We start from the raw sequence: 17,105 nt of genomic DNA on the forward strand, positions 1-17,105 counted from the left end.
GGAGGTCCCATGTCCCGCGTATCCGTCGAATACAAAGACCACATCGCCCACGTCACTCTGACCCGTGGCGATAAGATGAACGCTTTGGACGACGCGATGATCAAGGCGATCCTGTCTGCGGGTCAGGAGGTCGCCGCCGCCGATATCCGCGCCGTGGTGCTGTCGGGTGAGGGCAAGAGCTTCTGCGCCGGGCTCGACATGGCCAGCTTCGCCAGCATGGTCCAAACAGACCCGACCGAATGGCTGATGACCCGCAGCCACGAGGACGCCAATGAGTTGCAGGAGATCGCCCTGATCTGGCGGCGCGTCCCGGTCCCGGTGATCTGCGCCATTCAGGGTGTGGCTTATGGCGGCGGTCTGCAGATCGCGTTGGGCGCGGATGTTCGCATCGCGCACCCCGACGCCAAACTGTCTGTGATGGAGATGAAATGGGGCCTAATCCCCGACATGGGCGGCATGGTTCTGCTGCCTGAACTGGTACGCTCGGACGTGCTGCGCCTGCTGACCTACACCGCCCGCCCCATCGGCGCACCGCAGGCGGCGGATTGGGGGCTGGTGACGAAACTGTCTGATGACCCCCTGACCGAAGCGCTGGCACTGGCCGAAGATATCGCCGGCAAAAGCCCCTCGGCTATCCGCGCCGCCAAACGCCTGATCGACGTGGCCGAAACCCGCGACCGTGCCGAAGTGTTGCAGGCCGAATCCTCGGAACAGGTCGACCTGATCGGCAAACCGGATCAGATGGAGATCGTCATGGCGCACATGCAGGGCCGTAAGCCCGAGTTCAAATGATCACCGCATGAAAGCCCGCCGCGCATCGCGGGCCATGTTGTACCGCATCTCCAGTTCGGCGATGCGGGCCATGGCGGCCTTACGCGCCTCGGGGTCGGTCAGCACGGCATAATCCTTGCGCGCCGTGTCCAGCTGTTTCTTGATATCGAATTCCTCGGGCAGCACTCCGGCCTGCGCCATGATCCGGTGACCGGCAGCAATGGCGGGGTCGCTTTGTGCCTCGCCCGAACGGTCGGGCAGGGGCGCGCCTTCGCCCTCAAGCCCTTGCAACTGGCCCTCGGCCTGCGCCTTTTTGATCTGGCGTTCCACCAGTTTTCCAAGCGATCCGAACATGAGTATATCATACCGTTTGTGAGCGGTAGGCGAAAGGAATTACCGCAGCATGTTGGTCACAAGATAGGCGATGCCACCGGCCAGAAGCCCCCAAACCGCCGCGCCCAGTCCAAAGACCGTGATGCCCGACGCAGTGATGGCCAGCGTCAGAATCGCCGCCTCTCGCTCGGCCGGGACGTCCAGCGCGGCATGCATGGAATTGGCCAGGACCCCGATCAGGGCAACCCCGGCCAATGTGCCCATCAGCAACGGGTCGGCATGGGCTGCGAAACCGGTGATCGCCACGGCGAAGATACCGAACAGGCAATAGAACACGCCGCCCATGATGGCGGACCAGTAGCGTTGTGCCGGGTCGGGGTGGCTGTCTTCGTTCGAACACATCGCGGCGGTGATGGCGGCCAGACAGGTGGCGGGCGCCCCGAACGGGGCCGAGAGCAGGCTCGCGCCGCCGACAGATGAAAACAACCGGCCCGGAACCGGCGCGAACCCAAAGCTGCGCATCACCGCGACGCCGGGGATGTTCTGCGTCGCCATGGTGACGATGAACAGCGGCACGCCGATACCGATGGCCGAGGCGACCGAAAAGCTGGGCATGGTCCAGACCGGGGCCGCGATCACGCGATCCGGCATCAATGGCGCATCGCCAGCGTTCAGGGACACCACGATGGCTGCCGCGATGACCGCTGCCGGAACGGCGAACAGCCGGTTAAAACGCCCGGCAATGAACCATGTCAGGATCACCGGCAGCGCCTGCCACGGAATCTCGACCACCGCCGTGAAGGGCACTAGGCAGAGCGGCAGCAGCACCCCCGCCAGCATCGCCTGCGCCAATGTCGTGGGGATCGCCGCCGCCAATCGCCCCAGCGGCTTCCACAGCCCGGCCAGAACGGTCAGCGCCCCGGCGCACAGGAAGGCTCCGACTGCGCCCGAAAACCCCTCGGTCGGGGTCGCGGACACTGCCAGCAACGCGGCCCCCGGGGTAGACCAGGCGACGCTGATCGGCAGTTTGTAGCGCAGGCTGAGAATGATCGCGGCAAGCCCCATGGCAATCGCCGCGCTCATCAGCCCCGAGGCCGCCTGCGCCGGCGACGCCCCCATCGCACCCAGCCCTTGCAGGACGATGGGAAACGAGCTGAAGAACCCGACAATGGCCACCACCAACCCGGTTGAGACGGTCTGCATCGGAGGGAGAAGTCGTGCCATCAGGGCCTCGGCGGATTGCGTTGCCGAAGTGCTAACAAGCGCAGGGTGGCGCGAACAAGAGGGAAAGCTTTGCGGGCAAAGAAAAACCCCTCCGCCGGGTTTGGCGGAGGGGGCGGGATTTGAGTATTTGTGAAAAGGTGAAGATCAGGCGATTTCGGCCAGACGGGCGAGGGCCTCGTTCAGCTTGGCCTCTTCTTCCTCGCGGGCGGCGAGGTTGGCTTTGGCTTCCTCAACCACCTCTTCCGGGGCCGAAGCCACGAATTTAGGGTTGTTCAGACGCCCGCGCAGGCCGCCCAGTTCTTTGGCCAACTTGCCCTTGGCTTTTTCCAGCCGTTCCTTTTCCGCGCCGATGTCGATGATATCCGCCAGCGGCAGACCGAAGGACGCGCCGGGGGCGGCGATCGAGATGGTGCCCTTGGGCAGTTCATCCGCCTTGGTCAGGCTGTCGATCCGCGCCAGACGTTTGATCAGCGCCTCATTGCGGTCCCACGCGGCCTGGCCGTTGGCGTCGATCCCGGTCACCAGCATCGGCACATAGAGGCCAGCCGGGACCCGCATCTGCGCGCGCGCCGAACGGGTGTTTTCGATCACCGAGATCACCCAGTTCATCTCACGATCCGCATCGGCGTCGATCAGGTCGGCGGCGGCGTAGGTCGGCCAGTCGGCGTGGACGACCATATTCGCGCGGTCGCCGGTCAGGCCCCACAGCTCTTCGGTGATGAATGGCATGATCGGGTGCAGCAGGACCATGCACTGATCCAGAACCCAGCGCATGGTGGCGCGGGTCTCGGCCTGTGCCTCGGCGTCATCGCCTTGTAGCAGCGGTTTCGACAACTCCACGTACCAATCGCAGACCTTGCCCCAGACAAAGGCGTAAAGCCCGTTAGCCGCATCGTTAAAGCGATAACTTTCCAGCGCCGCGTCGACCTCTTCCCGCACGCGGGCAGTTTCGCCGATGATCCAGCGGTTTACAGCCGCTTTGGGCTTCAGGTCGGCGATGTCCAGTTGCGGCACGGCGTCGGTGAAGACCTCGTTCATCTCGGCAAAGCGGACGGCGTTCCACAGCTTGGTACCGAAGTTGCGATAACCGGTGATGCGTTCACGGGACAGTTTCAACACGCCGCCGATTGCCGCCATCGAAGCGTTGGTGAAGCGCAGCGCGTCGGCACCGAATTCGTCCACGATCTCCAGCGGGTCGATGACGTTGCCGGTGGTTTTGGACATCTTCTTGCCCTTCTCGTCGCGGACGAGCTGGTGCAGGTAGACAGTGTGGAACGGGATCTGATCGACCACGGCCAGTTGCATCATCATCATCCGGGCGACCCAGAAGAACAGGATGTCGAAGCCGGTGATCAGAACGTCCGTGGGGAAGTAGCGTTCCAGTTCCTCGGTCCGCTCGGGCCAGCCCAGCGTGCCGATGGGCCAGAGGCCGGACGAGAACCAGGTGTCGAGGACGTCGGGGTCGCGCCAGACCGGATAAACCAGCTTGGTCGGGTCCTGTTCGACCGCATACTGAGCAAGGCTTTCGGCGAATTGATGGATCGCTTCCTGCTTGTCGGCGACTTCGATGACCGTCGCGTGGCTCAGCGGACTGGGAATGTTTGCGTTGTCGTCCAGGAATTTTTCCGTGACGGCCTCAAGGTTCGCGGCGCATTCCATGACATTGCCACGATGCAGCATGCCGCCTTCGTTGAGCAAACGACCCAATTCGACCAGATCAAGGTCACCGTCGTTTTCGTCATCCTTGAAGTTCTCAGCCGATAGATCGAGACCATACCAAACCGGAATCTGATGTCCCCACCACAGCTGGCGCGAGATGCACCATGGCTCGATGTTTTCCAGCCAGTGGTAATAGGTTTTCTCGCCCGACTCGGGGATGATCTTGACCGTGCCGTCCTTGACCGCATCCAGCGCGGGGCCGACGACTTTGGCAGCGTCGACGAACCATTGGTCGGTGAACATCGGCTCGATGACCACTTTTGAGCGGTCGCCGAAGGGCTGCATGATCGGTTTGCTCTCGACCAGCGGGACCAGCTTGTCCGCGCCTTCGTGATCGGGTTTCAGAGCGGTCGAACCCAGACGCGGATCATCCGCGCGGGTCATCACGGCCAGACCGTCAGCAGTGATCTCCTCGACCACCTTCGCACGCGCCTCGAACCGGTCGAGGCCGCGCAGGTGGTCAGGGATCAAGTTGATCGCGTCGATCTCGTTCCCGGTGAACTCACGCCCGCGCGCATATTCCTGCGCCTTGTCGGCCTCTTCGGCGTAAGGCGCACCATCGGCCCGCATCGCGCCTTTGGTGTCCATCAGGCGGTACATCGGGATTCCGCCACGCTTGGCGACCATGTTGTCGTTGAAGTCATGCGCGCCGGTGATCTTCACCGCACCAGAGCCGAATTCGGGATCGGGGTAGTCATCGGTGATGATCGGAATCTGACGGCGATGCTCTTTCGGGCCAACCGGGATTTCGCAGAGTTTCCCGACGATTGGCGCATACCGTTCATCTGACGGATGAACCGCAACCGCGCCGTCGCCCAGCATGGTTTCGGGGCGGGTTGTGGCGATCGAGATATAATCGCGCTCTTCCTCCAGCACGATATTCCCATCCTCGTCCTTCTCGACGTAAGTATAGGTCTCGCCGCCCGCCAACGGGTATTTGAAGTGCCACATGTGGCCCGCGACTTCGATATTCTCGACCTCCAGATCCGAGATCGCGGTTTCGAAATGCGGGTCCCAATTGACCAGCCGCTTGCCGCGATAGATCAGGCCCTTTTCGTACATGTCGACAAAGACCTTGATCACCGCGTCGTGAAAATTCGCAGAATTTTCGTGGCCCGTGCGCGGGTCACGCGGCGCACCCGCCATGGTGAAGGCGTTGCGCGACCAATCACAGGACGAGCCCAGGCGCTTGAGCTGCTCGATGATCGTGCCGCCGTATTCGCCTTTCCACTCCCAGACCTTGTCCAGAAACGCCTCGCGCCCCAGCTCACGACGTCCCGGCTGCTGGGTGGCGGCCAGCATCTTTTCCACCTGCATCTGCGTGGCGATGCCGGCGTGGTCCTGACCGGGCTGCCACAACGTGTCGAAGCCGCGCATCCGGTGCCAGCGGGTCAGGATGTCTTGCAGCGTGTTGTTGAACGCATGGCCCACGTGCAAAGCGCCCGTCACGTTGGGCGGCGGGATCATGATGGTAAAGCTTTCGTCACGCGATTTGTTCGCGCCTGCCTTGAAGGCTCCGGCCTGTTCCCAGGCCTCGTAGATGCGGGCCTCGGCCTCGGCCGCGTTGAATGTCTTTTCCATCGCCATGGGGTGCGTCCTGCGTCATCAATCTTGGGTCAGGGCCTGCAATAACGAATGCGTGCAGGAAGGGGAAGGGTCTGCGCGCGGCACTGGACAACGAACCGCTGCAGCCTAATCTCGCCTCTGACGCAGCCCAAAGGATCGCCCCATGGAAAAGTTCGGCAAAAGCCAGCCTGTCAAACGGACCGAGGACCTGCGGTTTCTGACCGGGCATGGCCAATACATGGATGACCGCGTACCCGAAAACGCGCTGCACGTTGCGTTTTTTCGCAGCCCGGTGGCGCATGGCCGGATCACGGCGCTGGATCTCGATGCGGCGCGTGCCGCTGACGGCGTGCGGCTGGTGATGGCGCTGGAGGATTTGCAGGCGACGGGCATCGACACGGTGATGAACGGGGCCACTGTGCCCAACCGCGACGGGACGCAGGCGGCGGCCCCGGAACGGCACATGCTGGCCAACAAGCGGGTGCGCTTCGTGGGTGAGCCGGTGGCAATCGTGGTGGCCGAGACGCTGATGCAGGCACGCGACGCGGCTGAGTTGATCTGGATGGAGACCGAAGACCTGCCCGTAAAGATGGACGTGCGCGCGGGCGGTGAAACCCTGCACCCCGAGGCCCCCGACAACCGCGCCTTTGACTGGGGGCTGGGCGATGAGGCCGCGACCGAGGCCGCTTTTGCCAACGCCGCCCATACCGTCTCGCTGGACGTGCAGGATAACCGGGTCATCATCGCCTCGCTCGAGCCGCGCGGCTGTCAGGCCGACTGGGCCGATGGGCGCCTGCATTTTTCCTACGGCGGGCAGGGTGTCTGGGCGATGCGGGCGCAACTGGCGCAGAAGCTGAAGCTTGAGGCGGAAGATATCCGCGTCACCACCCCGGATGTGGGCGGCGGTTTCGGCATGAAAGTGATGCCTTACCCCGAATATTTCTGCACCGCTGTTGCCGCCATGAAACTGGGCCAGCCGGTCCACTGGATGTCGGACCGGTCCGAGGCGATGCTGTCCGATCACCATGGCCGCGATCTGACCTCGCTGGGGGAACTGGCCTTTGATGCCGATCACCGGATCACCGCCTATCGCGTCCACAGCAGGGTCAATCTGGGCGCCTATAACAGCCATTTCGGGCAGGCGATCCAGACCAGCCTGTTCAGCAAGGTGCTGATGGGGGTCTATGACGTGCAGACCACCTATCTGCGAGTCGAAGGGTTCTATACCAACACGACGCAGGTCGATGCCTATCGCGGCGCAGGACGGCCCGAGGCGATCTATGTGCTGGAGCGCGTCATGGACCGGGCGGCGCGGGAACTGGGCGTCGATCCGTGGGAGTTGCGGCGCAGGAACTTCATCCGGCCTGCACAGTTTCCCTATACCTCCGCCACGGGCGAGACCTATGACGTCGGCGATTTTGACAGGGTTCTCAGCCGCGCGGCAAGCCAGACCAGCGGCTTTGTGGCCCGCAAGGCAACAGACGCCGAACGGGGCCTGATCCGGGGGCAGGGGCTCTGTTACTATATCGAAAGTATTTTGGGTGATCCTTCCGAGAACTCGAAGGTCGAGTTTTGCGAGGATGGCACGGTGAACCTTTACGTCGGCACCCAATCGAACGGGCAGGGGCATGAGACGGTCTATGCCCATTTCCTGTCGGACCAGACCGGGATTCCGATGGACCGGATCACCGTCGTTCAGGGCGACACGGACAGGCTCGCCCATGGTGGCGGCACGGGTGGGTCACGCTCGGTCACGGTGCAAAGCACGGCGACGCTGGCCACCATCGACACCATGATTGCCGCATTCACGCCTTATCTCGCCGATAAGATGGGGGTCGAGGATACCGACGTGCATTTTGATCATGAGACTTTCCGGGCCCCCGGCTCGAACCTGACACCCACACTGACCGAGGCGGCAGAGTTGGCGCGCGCAGACGGGCGCATGGACCTGCTGCAGCACGAAGCCCGCGCCAATCTGGATGCCCGCAGTTATCCCAACGGCGCGCATGTTGCCGAGATCGTTATCGATTCTTACACCGGCGAGACATGGGTCGACCGCTATACGGTCGTCGATGATTTCGGCAATCTTATCAACCCGATGCTCGCCGAAGGGCAGGTGCATGGCGGGGTGGGTCAGGGCATCGGTCAGGCGCTGACCGAGCATGTCGTGCACGATGCACATGGGCAACTGCTCACGGCATCGTTGATGGATTACGCCTTGCCGCGCGCGGCTGAGATACCCATGATTAAGTTTACCTCGGTTCCGGTTCCGTCAACGTCCAACCCGATGGGGATGAAAGGATGTGGCGAGGCCGGCACGGTGGGCGCGCTGGCCGCAGTGGCAAACGCGGTTCAGGACGCGCTCTGGGATCATGGGGTGCGGCAGGCGGATATGCCTTTCACACCTCACAGAGTATGGGAATTGCTGAACGATGGTTCTGTCGCGGCTGAGTAGAAAGGTACTGGGATGGCTCGGACGGCCCTTACGGTCCGAGCACTCGGCTGAGACGCGCCACCGCGAACCGATCAGCCATGTCATCATTCTGGACGGCACCATGTCGACGCTGGAGCCGGGGCGGGAAACCCATGCGGGTCAGACCCTGCGCCTGTGTTGCGAGATGGGCAGCAAGGTCTCGGTCTTCTACGAATCCGGCGTGCAGTGGGAAAGCTGGAAATCCTCGCTGGACGTGATGATGGGGCGCGGCATCAACCGCCAGATCCGTCGCGCCTATGGCTACCTCGCCTCGCGCTACAAGCCCGGCGACAAGATCTTTTTCATCGGCTATTCACGCGGTGCCTACGGGGTGCGCAGTCTGGCCGGGGTGATCGACGCCATCGGTCTGCTCAAGGCCGAACACGCCACTGTCCGAAACATCAAGCAGGCCTATCGCCATTACGAATGCGCCGCCAACGGCAAGGCGGCGGCTGAATTCCGGCAGGCCTTCTGTCATGAGGATGTGGCGATCGAGATGGTGGGCGTCTGGGATACGGTCAAGGCGCTGGGCCTGCGCCTGCCGCTGCTCTGGCGCTGGGCCGAGGAACGCCACGCCTTCCACAGCCACCAGCTTGGCCCGGCTACCCGCCACGGCTATCACGCCATGGCGCTGGACGAGACCCGCGAAGTGTTCGAGCCGGTCTTGTGGAAATGTACCCCCGATTTCAAAGGCCACGTCGAACAGGTCTGGTTCCGCGGCACCCACGGCGATGTCGGCGGGCAACTCAACGGGTTCGAAGAGGCCCGCCCCCTCAGCAACATCTCCCTGATCTGGATGCTGGACAAGGCCGAGTTGCACGGCCTGCCATTGCCCGAGGGCTGGCGCGACCGCTTCCCCACCGACACCCACGCGCCATCGGTCGGCACATGGCGCGGCTGGGGCAAGATTTTCCTGCTGCGCAAGCATCGGAAAGTCGGGAAGGACCGGTCCGAGCGGCTGCATGTCTCGGTCTCACCAGACGAGTTGCCCGGCTGGGTGCCGATGCCGGATTTGCCGTCACATCCGGCGCAGTGAAAGGCTGATCATGTGCCAGCGGCTCCAAGATCACCGACACATCAATGTCAGGTTCGAGCCCATACCTCCCAAGTTTCTGCGTTGTGGCGAATGACCGCTTCAGAGAAAACGCCGAACGCGGGAGGCGTATTCCTCGAAGTCCGCGCCGTAGCGCGCGCGCAGCCATGGCTCTTCCGCGAATGGTGCAGCCAACAGCACGAGGACCGCGGCACTTCCGACCGGAAAGACCAGCGGTGCCGCCGTCAGCAGCATCCATCCGATGACCATGAAGATATCTGCGACATACTGGGGATTGCGGGAGTAGCGATAAAGACCGTCGGTTCGCAGATGCCCAACGGCACCGCCGGTTTGGGCGATGCCAAAGCGTACAACTTCAAACCAGACGGCTGCGTTTCCGGTGAGGATTAAAGGCACCCCGATCCAGAACCGCATCCAGTCTGGAAATGGCAGGGTCGCCCATCCAAGAATGCCAAGCAGAACAAGCACGCCGAACAAAGTGAATGTTGGAACCCAGACAAGGAAAGGCGTTCTGATCGTGTATTCTTCCGGGGGCCAGAGCCGCCGCGATGGACGCGCAAACGACCAAACGAGCGCGGCCAAGGTTCCTGCGGCAATCCCCAAGCCAAGAAGAGCAAGAAAGGCCTCCATCAGACTTCGGCATGATTGTGTGAATTGAACTCACGGCGTTCAGCGAGCGCCTGGCGCACGATCTGGAACGCTGAGGACAGAAACAAGCTGGCCATGATCGCAGCGACGATCAGGTCGGGCCAGCCGGTGGCCGTGCCCCATACGCCCAAAGCTGCTAACATCACGGCGACGTTGCCGATGGCGTCGTTTCGCGAGCAGAGCCAGACAGAGCGCACATTGGCATCCCCGTCCTTGTAGCTGACCAGCAGCAGGACGCTTGCAAGGTTTGTCGCCAGAGCCAGAGCGCCGACAACGCCCATGATTTCCGCTTCCGGTACGCCGACATAGAAAACCCGGTAGACTGTCGAGCCGAAGACCCACAGGCCCATCAGAAGAAGACTGATGCCCTTGGCGAGCGCTGCATTCGTCCGCGCGCGGATCGAAGCACCGATGACAGCAAGTGAGATGCCATAGGTCAGAGCATCGCCCAAGAAGTCGAGGGCGTCAGCCTTCAGAGCTTGCGACTGTGCGACCTGGCCTGCTGTCATCTCGACGGCAAACATCGTCGCGTTCAGCGCGATGACGATCCACAGCCGCCGTTTGTAGTCGTCCGATACGCCATCGAACTTAGCGTCATGTCCACAACACCCTGACATCACACGGCCTCCTTTAGAATGATTGGTGCCTGTTTAGGAAGAAGGTTCTCTGCGCCGCCGGGGATGATTGGCACATAGCCTTGCCTGATCCGCGCCACGCGCCGGTTCATCCAGTGCCGTATGACAAGACGATAGAGCAACCCGCGAAAACCGGACAGCTGGTGGTGGTCCTTGTAGAAATCATCCGGACTGTCAAAGACATCGAAGTCGTGGTTGATCCCGGTCTTCTGGATGTATGTGCTTTGGCCAGACCACTCGACGGGCGGGGCCTGAAGGCAATCTGTCCCCGCGCCATAGGCACAGAGCGACGTGCGATCCGGAAAGGTCTCCTGAAGCGCTCCCAGAACGCCTTGATCGAGGATAAACCCTTCGAGATTGATCCACTTGCCGTCGATCAGAACTTCCACCCAGGAATGGATGATGCTTCGGGGGGCCAGCGGGAAAACCAACTCTGGCACAACGCCACGCTGCAAGCCCTTGTCGATGGTGAAACCATGAAACCGGCAAGGGATATTCAACGCCCTGAGCAGTGCCATCAGAAGCGTGCCCTTGGTGTTGCACTGCCCATAGCCGTCCGCCAGCACTCGGGAGGCAGGCAGCGCATCGTCGCTGTTGTATCCGAACAGGATTTCGTTCCGCACGAAATCATAGGCCGTGCCGATGCGTGCGGTGGGGTCAAGAGAAGACCACCCGCGCTCGGCGATCAATGCCTGGATCGCATCGGATCGAAAATCGAGTATGGGGGTTTCGGCGAGGTATTTCTGGGACATGGTTCACTCTGGTTTCAGCGTCCCAACTGATATACGATCTCTAGTGACTAGAGGTTCAAGAGGTATTTTCATGTTTTCCATTGGCGAGCTATCGCGGCGCACGAACGTCAAGGTTCCAACAATCCGCTACTACGAAGAGTCTGGGCTTCTCGACGCACCGGAACGGACTGAAGGCAATCAGCGTCGGTATGATGCGGCGGGGCTGGAGCGCCTGAGCTTCATCAAGCACGCCCGCGACCTCGGCTTCTCGATTGAAGCTATTGCTGCCTTGATCGAGCTACAGGGCCACCCGGACCGGTCGTGTGCAGAGGCCAATGATATTGCGACGGCTCAGCTCTCGGACGTGCGCGCAAAGATCAAACGCCTCCGCGCGCTTGAGAAAGAACTGGTGCGGATTTCCAACGGCTGCGATGGCGGCGGAGTGACCGAAGACTGCTATGTCCTGGCTTCTTTGTCGGATCATGGCCTTTGCGAGCGCGATCACTGAAAAGGTAAAGCAGACTATCACATCGTATAGCCAAACGTCGGCAAAGTCCGCAAAGCTGACGCTCCGAACTAAAACACCCTCGCAGCATTCAGCGGGGGTGTTCTATTTGTAAGAGCTCGTTACGTCTTGCGCCGTTCTTGACTTTGCAACGCTTCCAGTAAGAGGCGTGGTGAAACGCCTGCGCCCTTTTCACGTTCTATATTAATGATTTAGGTTCTGGTGTTCCCAATTACCTGCGCCGATCCCTGCGCGAGCTCATCGGTTGGAACGCCACGCCCACATGCGCCTCGCAATAGGGTTTGCCTGCCTCAACTGGCAGGCCGCAGAACCAGAAATCCTCGGTCGCGGGGTCGCCGACGGGCCATTTGCAGGTTTTCTCGGTCAGTTCCATCAAGGTCAGCTTCTTGGCTTTCTTCTCAACCTCGTTGACCTTGGCCAGCGCCTCGGGGCTGATTTCGTTGGCCGAGGGCTGCGGCGGCAGCGGTTGACCGGCGGGGATGATCTGACGGCGGGCCGGGGCGGCCGGTTTTGCCTCGGGTGCAGGGGCCGGGCGGGCGGGTTCGGTTTTGGGCGCCGGTTTGGGCTTGGCTTCGGCCTTGGGCGCGGGTGCCGGTTTTTCCTTGGGCTCGGCCTTGGCCGGGCTTGCGCCGGTGGCGCGGTTCGACAGGCCCAGACGGTGCACCTTGCCGATCACCGCATTGCGGGTCACGCCGCCCAGTTCCTTGGCAATCTGGCTGGCCGACTGGCCTTCGCCCCACATCTTTTTCAGCAGCTCTACACGCTCGTCAGTCCAGGACATCATTTGCCTTTCAAAAGCGGAAAGCGGCCCCGGATTCGGGCCGCCTTGGGAAATCGTCTCAGCGCCCTATTCTAAACACTGCGGCCCGAGTTACAAGCGGTCTTCGAATCAGGTATGGGGCGGATCATGCAGAATCTCATGGATCAGGACGCGCGCCGCTTTGGTGCGGTGAATTGGATGGGCCTCTATACGCTGGCACAGCGCGAAACCCTGCGCTTTCTGGCCGTGTGGACGCAGACTCTGCTGGCCCCGTTGGTAACGGCGGGTTTATTCCTGCTGATCTTCAATATCGCCATCGGACCCAGCCGGTCGGACGTGATGGGCGTGCCGTTCCTGACCTTTCTGGCCCCCGGCATCATGATGATGACAGTGATCCAGAACGCCTTTGCCAACACCTCGTCTTCGATGGTGATCGCCAAGGTGCAGGGCAATATCGTCGACACGCTGATGCCGCCCTTGTCGCCGCTGGAAATCCTGTTGGGCTATCTTGCGGGGGGTATCGCCCGGGGCGTCCTGATTGCACTGGTTGTGGCCATAGCTCTGGCGCTGGTTCTGGGCATCGTCCCGCGGAACCCGGCTGTTGCACTGATCTTTGTGGTCCTGGGCGGCGCCTTCATGGGGGCGCTTGGCCTGTTTGCCGGGATTTTTGCCAACAAGTTTGACCAGATGGCGGCGATCACCAATTTCGTCGTCACCCCGCTGGCCTTCCTGTCGGGCACATTTTATTCGGTGCAGGCGCTGCCGCCGATGCTGAACCGGCTGAGCCATGTGAACCCGGTCTTTTATCTGATCGACGGCTTGCGTTTCGGGATGATCGGCGTTTCTGACAGCTCTCCGTGGCTGGGCATGGTGATCTGCTTGGGTGCGACGCTGCTGGTCGGCGCGCTGACCTGGCAGATGCTGCGCACCGGCTACCGGCTCAAGGCCTAAGTCGCCTCGGCCAGCGATCCGGGTTGCAGGGCCACGCGCGGGCGGCCGAGGCGCGGGTGCATCCGTCCCGCCACAGCCCAGGCACCAAACAGGGCCAGACCACCAGCCGCAAACACGCCCGCAACCGGCGTCAGCAACAGAACCAGCGACGCCACGCCGGGTGTCAGAATGCCCGACACGTCGCGATAGCTGGAATAGATTGCTGACATCTCGGTCCGTTCCGAAGGCTTCACTGCCATAAGAAAGGGCAGCCCCGCACAAATATCCAGCACGATCAGCCATACCGAACCCAGCACCAGCGCCGCAACCGATGCGACCGGCCAGCCAGCCATCGCTGCGGCGGCAACGAAACAGGCACCACCCGCAGCAAAACCTGTCCGTACAGCCGCCCGAAGCGACCGTCCCTGCACCCAGCGCAGGATCAATGGTGCGCCAAACAGCATGGCGTTGGTGCTCGACAGAAGGATACCGCCCAATTGGTCACCCAACCCGTTCTGAATGGCAAAGATCGGCAGATAAACGACATAGATCCACCATCCGCATGATCGGATCATGGCAAACAGATAGCCCGCCACCAGTCGCGGCTGCGAGAAAAAGCGCGGCAGAAAAGCCAGTGGATTGTTTGTCGGCCCTTGCGCCTTGGTGATCAGCTTGCCGTTGCCCAAACGCATACGCCAGAACAGAACCAGCATCGCAATCGCAGCCGCGGCGCTGATGACAAAGGGGGCGGGCCCCCAGTATTCCATCAACAGCACACCGATCACGGGACCTCCGGTCCAGCCCAGAGCGCTATAGAACATGCGGCTGGTCTCGCACCGGCCAAGTTCGATCTTGCTGATATAATCCAGCACATAGGCGTTGAAGCAGACAAATGTGATGACCGTGGCCACCGTGTTGAGGGCCAGTGCCGAGATGATGGCGCCGGGGCTTCCTTCGATCGCCAGGGCGGCGCTGATCACAAACAGGACGCACCCGGCCGTATAGGCCCAGCGCCGCGGGATGTACCGGATTACGAACGGAACCATCAGCCCGGAGACCAGCGAAGCGACTCCCACCAGAAAATACACGAACGACACCGAGGACGCATCGCCCAGCGCGCGATACATCACCAGTGGAAAAACTGATATCAGGATGCCCCGGACAATGGCTTCGAATCCTGCCAGGATGCCGAAATCGCGGACTGACGGAGCAGGGGCATGGCGCACCCATTCGGGAATTCGGCGTTCATGCATAGGGCAAACTCTCTAATCAACTGTGAACAGAATGCGCCCGTTGGATCCGATTTCATGAGGGTTTGCGACATGGGTGTCGCGCCCGGACACCGCTCCTGAGAAATTTACCGCCTAGACCCGGCGCAGCCGCGCCTCGCGCCAGACCAGGATCAGGCCGCCGGTCAGGATAATCGCTGATCCGATCAGGCTGATCCCATCCGGGATCGCGCCAAACACGACGAAATCGTAGAACGCGGCAAAGATCAGAGTGGCATAGCTGATCGGAGCCACAAAAGAGGCCTCCGCCCGTGCCATGCCGTTGACGAAACAGGCCTGCGCGCAGGCCATCAGCACGCCAATCCCCGCCAGTGCCGCCCATTGCTGCGGCGTCGGCATCTGGAACACGAAACTCACGGCGACCGAGGCGATGGTCAGGCCCATTGCATTGTTGATCAGCAAAATCTGAATCGGGATTTCGCGCCCCGAGAGTTTCTTGATGAAAATCAGCTCCATCCCGATGATCGCCGCCGCCGTCAGCGCCCGCAACGCGGCGGGTTGAAAGCTGGCGGGGGTCGGGCGCAACAGCACCAGCGCACCGATCAGCGCCACGATGGCGGCCAGCCAGCGCCACGGGCCGACGCCTTCCTTCAGCAATGGAATTGCCAGCACCATGGCAAAGACCGGGTTCAGGAAGGATATCGCCGTCGCATCCGCAATCGGTATGAACGCAACTGCGGAAAACATCAGGGTGACGCCCAGCCAGCCAAAGCTCGTCCGCCCGATATGCAGCCCCCAATGTGGTCGGCGCAATTGCGGGCGCAGAATGCCAACCGCGCTGACGATCACCAGAAAGGCAAACAGAAACCGCCCATGGCTGATCTGTATCGGATGCAGCGCCGGCCCCAGCGTATCTGTCCCCAGCGCCTTGGCCAGCAGCGTCGTCGCCGCGATAAAGGCGCTTGCCACGAGGATCAGCAGCGCCGCAAGGGCAGGGTTCTGACGGATCGGAGACATCGCCCACCCGTGCGCCAGCGCCGGACAAATGGCAAGCGGCAAATCCCGGTCTCAGAATGAAATGTACCAGTTCGACAAAAACAGGGTTTTCAGATCAGATACGCCCCGCTATACGGCCCGCATGATCAAAACCGCACATATCCTGCGCCTCCGACGCCGACGCCAAACCGCGTAACCGGCCCGTTTGATCTATTTGCGCTGTGCAAATCCGCGCAAACTCCACCAAATCAGTTGACGACCATGGCCCCGGTGTATCACTCACAGGGCTCAAGCTATTCGAAAAGGATGATCCGATGATCCCGTCCGTTCTGCCGACCTATAATCGCGCGCCCCTGACTTTCGTGAAGGGCGAAGGCGCCTGGCTGACCGAGGCGGATGGCCGACGTTTCCTTGACCTTGGCGCCGGTATCGCCGTGAACGCGCTGGGCCATGCCCATCCGGCGCTGGTGGCCGCGCTCACCGATCAGGCGCATGCGCTGTGGCATGTCTCGAACCTGTACAACATCCCGCAGCAACAGGCGCTGGCCGACAAGCTGGTCGAGCACACCTTCGCCGACACCGTGTTCTTCACCAACTCGGGCACCGAATCCTGCGAACTGGCCGTGAAAATGGCCCGCAAGTATTTCTATGACAAAGGTCAGCCTGAACGGGTCGAGATCATCACCTTCGACGGCTCTTTCCACGGCCGCTCGTCGGCTGGCATCGCCGCTGCCGGGTCCGAGAAAATGACCAAAGGCTTTGGCCCGTTGCTGCCCGGCTTCGTGCATCTGACCTTCGGCGACCTCGACGGCGTCACCAACGCCATCACAGACACCACGGCGGCGATCCTGATTGAGCCGGTGCAAGGCGAAGGCGGTATCCGTCCCGTCCCGGATGCCGAACTCAAAGCCCTGCGCCAGATCTGTGACGACAACGGCCTGCTTCTGATCTTGGACGAGGTTCAATGCGGCGTCGGGCGCACCGGCAAGCTGTTTGCCCATGAATGGGCGGGTATCAAGCCTGACATCATGATGGTCGCGAAAGGCATCGGTGGTGGCTTCCCGCTGGGCGCGGTTCTGGCCACGGAAGACGCGGCATCCGGCATGACCGCAGGCACCCACGGCTCGACCTATGGCGGCAATCCACTTGGCTGCGCGGTGGGCTGTGCGGTGATCGATCAGGTCGCTACCCCGGCCTTCCTTGAGGGCGTCAACCGCAAGGCAGGGCTGTTGCGCCAGAAACTCGAAGGTCTGATTGCCGACCACCCCGAAGTGTTTGAACAGGTGCGCGGCAGCGGCCTGATGCTGGGCCTGAAATGCAAGCCCACCAATATCGATGTGGTCAACGCAGGTTATGACAATCAGGTCATCACCGTCCCCGCTGCCGACAATGTGATCCGTTTGCTGCCGCCGCTGACCCTGACCGAGGATGATATCGCGCAGGCCCTCATCCGTCTCGACAAGGCTGCCACGCAAATTGAAAGCGCAATGGCTTCGGCCTGAATTTGCCT

Annotated in this window: 15 protein-coding genes; 6 read left to right on the forward strand and 9 right to left on the reverse strand. The window is 61.8% G+C overall.

Annotation, left to right across the window (positions count from 1 at the left end; translation table 11 throughout):
- Positions 1–9 precede the first annotated feature (9 nt).
- Positions 10–792: a crotonase/enoyl-CoA hydratase family protein gene (locus tag ACR0K9_RS01110; RefSeq protein ID WP_480820087.1), complete on the forward strand. Its 783-nt coding sequence runs from the start codon at positions 10–12 to the stop codon at positions 790–792.
- On the opposite strand, the gene ACR0K9_RS01115 is transcribed toward ACR0K9_RS01110, so the two are convergent.
- The 3 genes from ACR0K9_RS01115 to ACR0K9_RS01125 form a co-directional block, all read right to left on the reverse strand.
- A complete protein-coding gene (locus tag ACR0K9_RS01115; RefSeq protein WP_480820089.1) occupies positions 793–1,125 on the reverse strand; it encodes a DnaJ family domain-containing protein in 333 nt (110 codons plus the stop codon). It abuts the gene before it with no gap.
- Between the two features lie 39 nt (positions 1,126–1,164).
- Positions 1,165–2,328 (reverse strand): benzoate/H(+) symporter BenE family transporter, encoded by a 1,164-nt coding sequence (locus ACR0K9_RS01120; protein WP_480820090.1) that lies wholly within the window; start codon positions 2,326–2,328, stop codon positions 1,165–1,167.
- A 144-nt stretch (positions 2,329–2,472) separates the two neighbouring features.
- The gene (locus ACR0K9_RS01125) at positions 2,473–5,634 is read right to left on the reverse strand and encodes a valine--tRNA ligase (RefSeq protein WP_480820091.1); all 3,162 of its coding nucleotides are present in this window, start codon (positions 5,632–5,634) and stop codon (positions 2,473–2,475) included.
- Positions 5,635–5,776: 142 nt separating this feature from the next.
- Here ACR0K9_RS01125 and ACR0K9_RS01130 point away from each other — a divergent pair, with 142 nt between their 5' ends.
- A complete protein-coding gene (locus ACR0K9_RS01130) occupies positions 5,777–8,068 on the forward strand; it encodes a xanthine dehydrogenase family protein molybdopterin-binding subunit (RefSeq protein ID WP_480820092.1) in 2,292 nt (763 codons plus the stop codon).
- A complete protein-coding gene (locus ACR0K9_RS01135; protein WP_480820093.1) occupies positions 8,046–9,122 on the forward strand; it encodes a DUF2235 domain-containing protein in 1,077 nt (358 codons plus the stop codon). Before ACR0K9_RS01130 ends, ACR0K9_RS01135 begins: the two co-directional genes overlap by 23 nt.
- Positions 9,123–9,221: 99 nt before the next feature.
- Here ACR0K9_RS01135 and ACR0K9_RS01140 read toward each other — a convergent pair whose 3' ends face one another.
- Genes ACR0K9_RS01140 through ACR0K9_RS01150 form a run of 3 tightly spaced genes read right to left on the reverse strand, consistent with a single transcriptional unit; the run spans position 9,222 to position 11,175 of the window.
- Positions 9,222–9,770, reverse strand: coding sequence for a methyltransferase family protein (locus ACR0K9_RS01140; RefSeq protein ID WP_170574509.1), 549 nt, complete (start codon positions 9,768–9,770; stop codon positions 9,222–9,224).
- Complete coding sequence (locus ACR0K9_RS01145) at positions 9,770–10,405, reverse strand: cation efflux transmembrane domain-containing protein (protein WP_209599655.1); 636 nt, start codon at positions 10,403–10,405, stop codon at positions 9,770–9,772. Before ACR0K9_RS01145 ends, ACR0K9_RS01140 begins: the two co-directional genes overlap by 1 nt.
- The gene (locus ACR0K9_RS01150; protein WP_209599654.1) at positions 10,405–11,175 is read right to left on the reverse strand and encodes a transglutaminase-like domain-containing protein; all 771 of its coding nucleotides are present in this window, start codon (positions 11,173–11,175) and stop codon (positions 10,405–10,407) included. Before ACR0K9_RS01150 ends, ACR0K9_RS01145 begins: the two co-directional genes overlap by 1 nt.
- 70 nt (positions 11,176–11,245) lie before the next feature.
- Here ACR0K9_RS01150 and ACR0K9_RS01155 point away from each other — a divergent pair, with 70 nt between their 5' ends.
- Positions 11,246–11,662 (forward strand): MerR family transcriptional regulator, encoded by a 417-nt coding sequence (locus tag ACR0K9_RS01155; RefSeq protein ID WP_170574518.1) that lies wholly within the window; start codon positions 11,246–11,248, stop codon positions 11,660–11,662.
- A 229-nt stretch (positions 11,663–11,891) separates the two neighbouring features.
- Here the strand turns inward: ACR0K9_RS01155 and ACR0K9_RS01160 are convergent, their stop codons facing one another.
- Positions 11,892–12,461, reverse strand: coding sequence for a GcrA family cell cycle regulator (locus tag ACR0K9_RS01160; RefSeq protein ID WP_480535966.1), 570 nt, complete (start codon positions 12,459–12,461; stop codon positions 11,892–11,894).
- 126 nt (positions 12,462–12,587) lie between these two features.
- Here ACR0K9_RS01160 and ACR0K9_RS01165 point away from each other — a divergent pair, with 126 nt between their 5' ends.
- Complete coding sequence (locus tag ACR0K9_RS01165; protein ID WP_480820094.1) at positions 12,588–13,391, forward strand: ABC transporter permease; 804 nt, start codon at positions 12,588–12,590, stop codon at positions 13,389–13,391.
- Here ACR0K9_RS01165 and ACR0K9_RS01170 read toward each other — a convergent pair.
- Positions 13,388–14,623, reverse strand: coding sequence for an MFS transporter (locus tag ACR0K9_RS01170; RefSeq protein ID WP_480535882.1), 1,236 nt, complete (start codon positions 14,621–14,623; stop codon positions 13,388–13,390). The genes ACR0K9_RS01165 and ACR0K9_RS01170 overlap by 4 nt on opposite strands.
- Before the next feature lie 111 nt (positions 14,624–14,734).
- Positions 14,735–15,616, reverse strand: coding sequence for a DMT family transporter (locus tag ACR0K9_RS01175; protein ID WP_480820619.1), 882 nt, complete (start codon positions 15,614–15,616; stop codon positions 14,735–14,737).
- A 293-nt stretch (positions 15,617–15,909) separates the two neighbouring features.
- Here ACR0K9_RS01175 and ACR0K9_RS01180 point away from each other — a divergent pair, with 293 nt between their 5' ends.
- Positions 15,910–17,097 (forward strand): acetylornithine transaminase, encoded by a 1,188-nt coding sequence (locus ACR0K9_RS01180; RefSeq protein ID WP_480820095.1) that lies wholly within the window; start codon positions 15,910–15,912, stop codon positions 17,095–17,097.
- Positions 17,098–17,105: the final 8 nt, after the last annotated feature.

Source organism: Ruegeria sp. L12 (assembly GCF_056531745.1).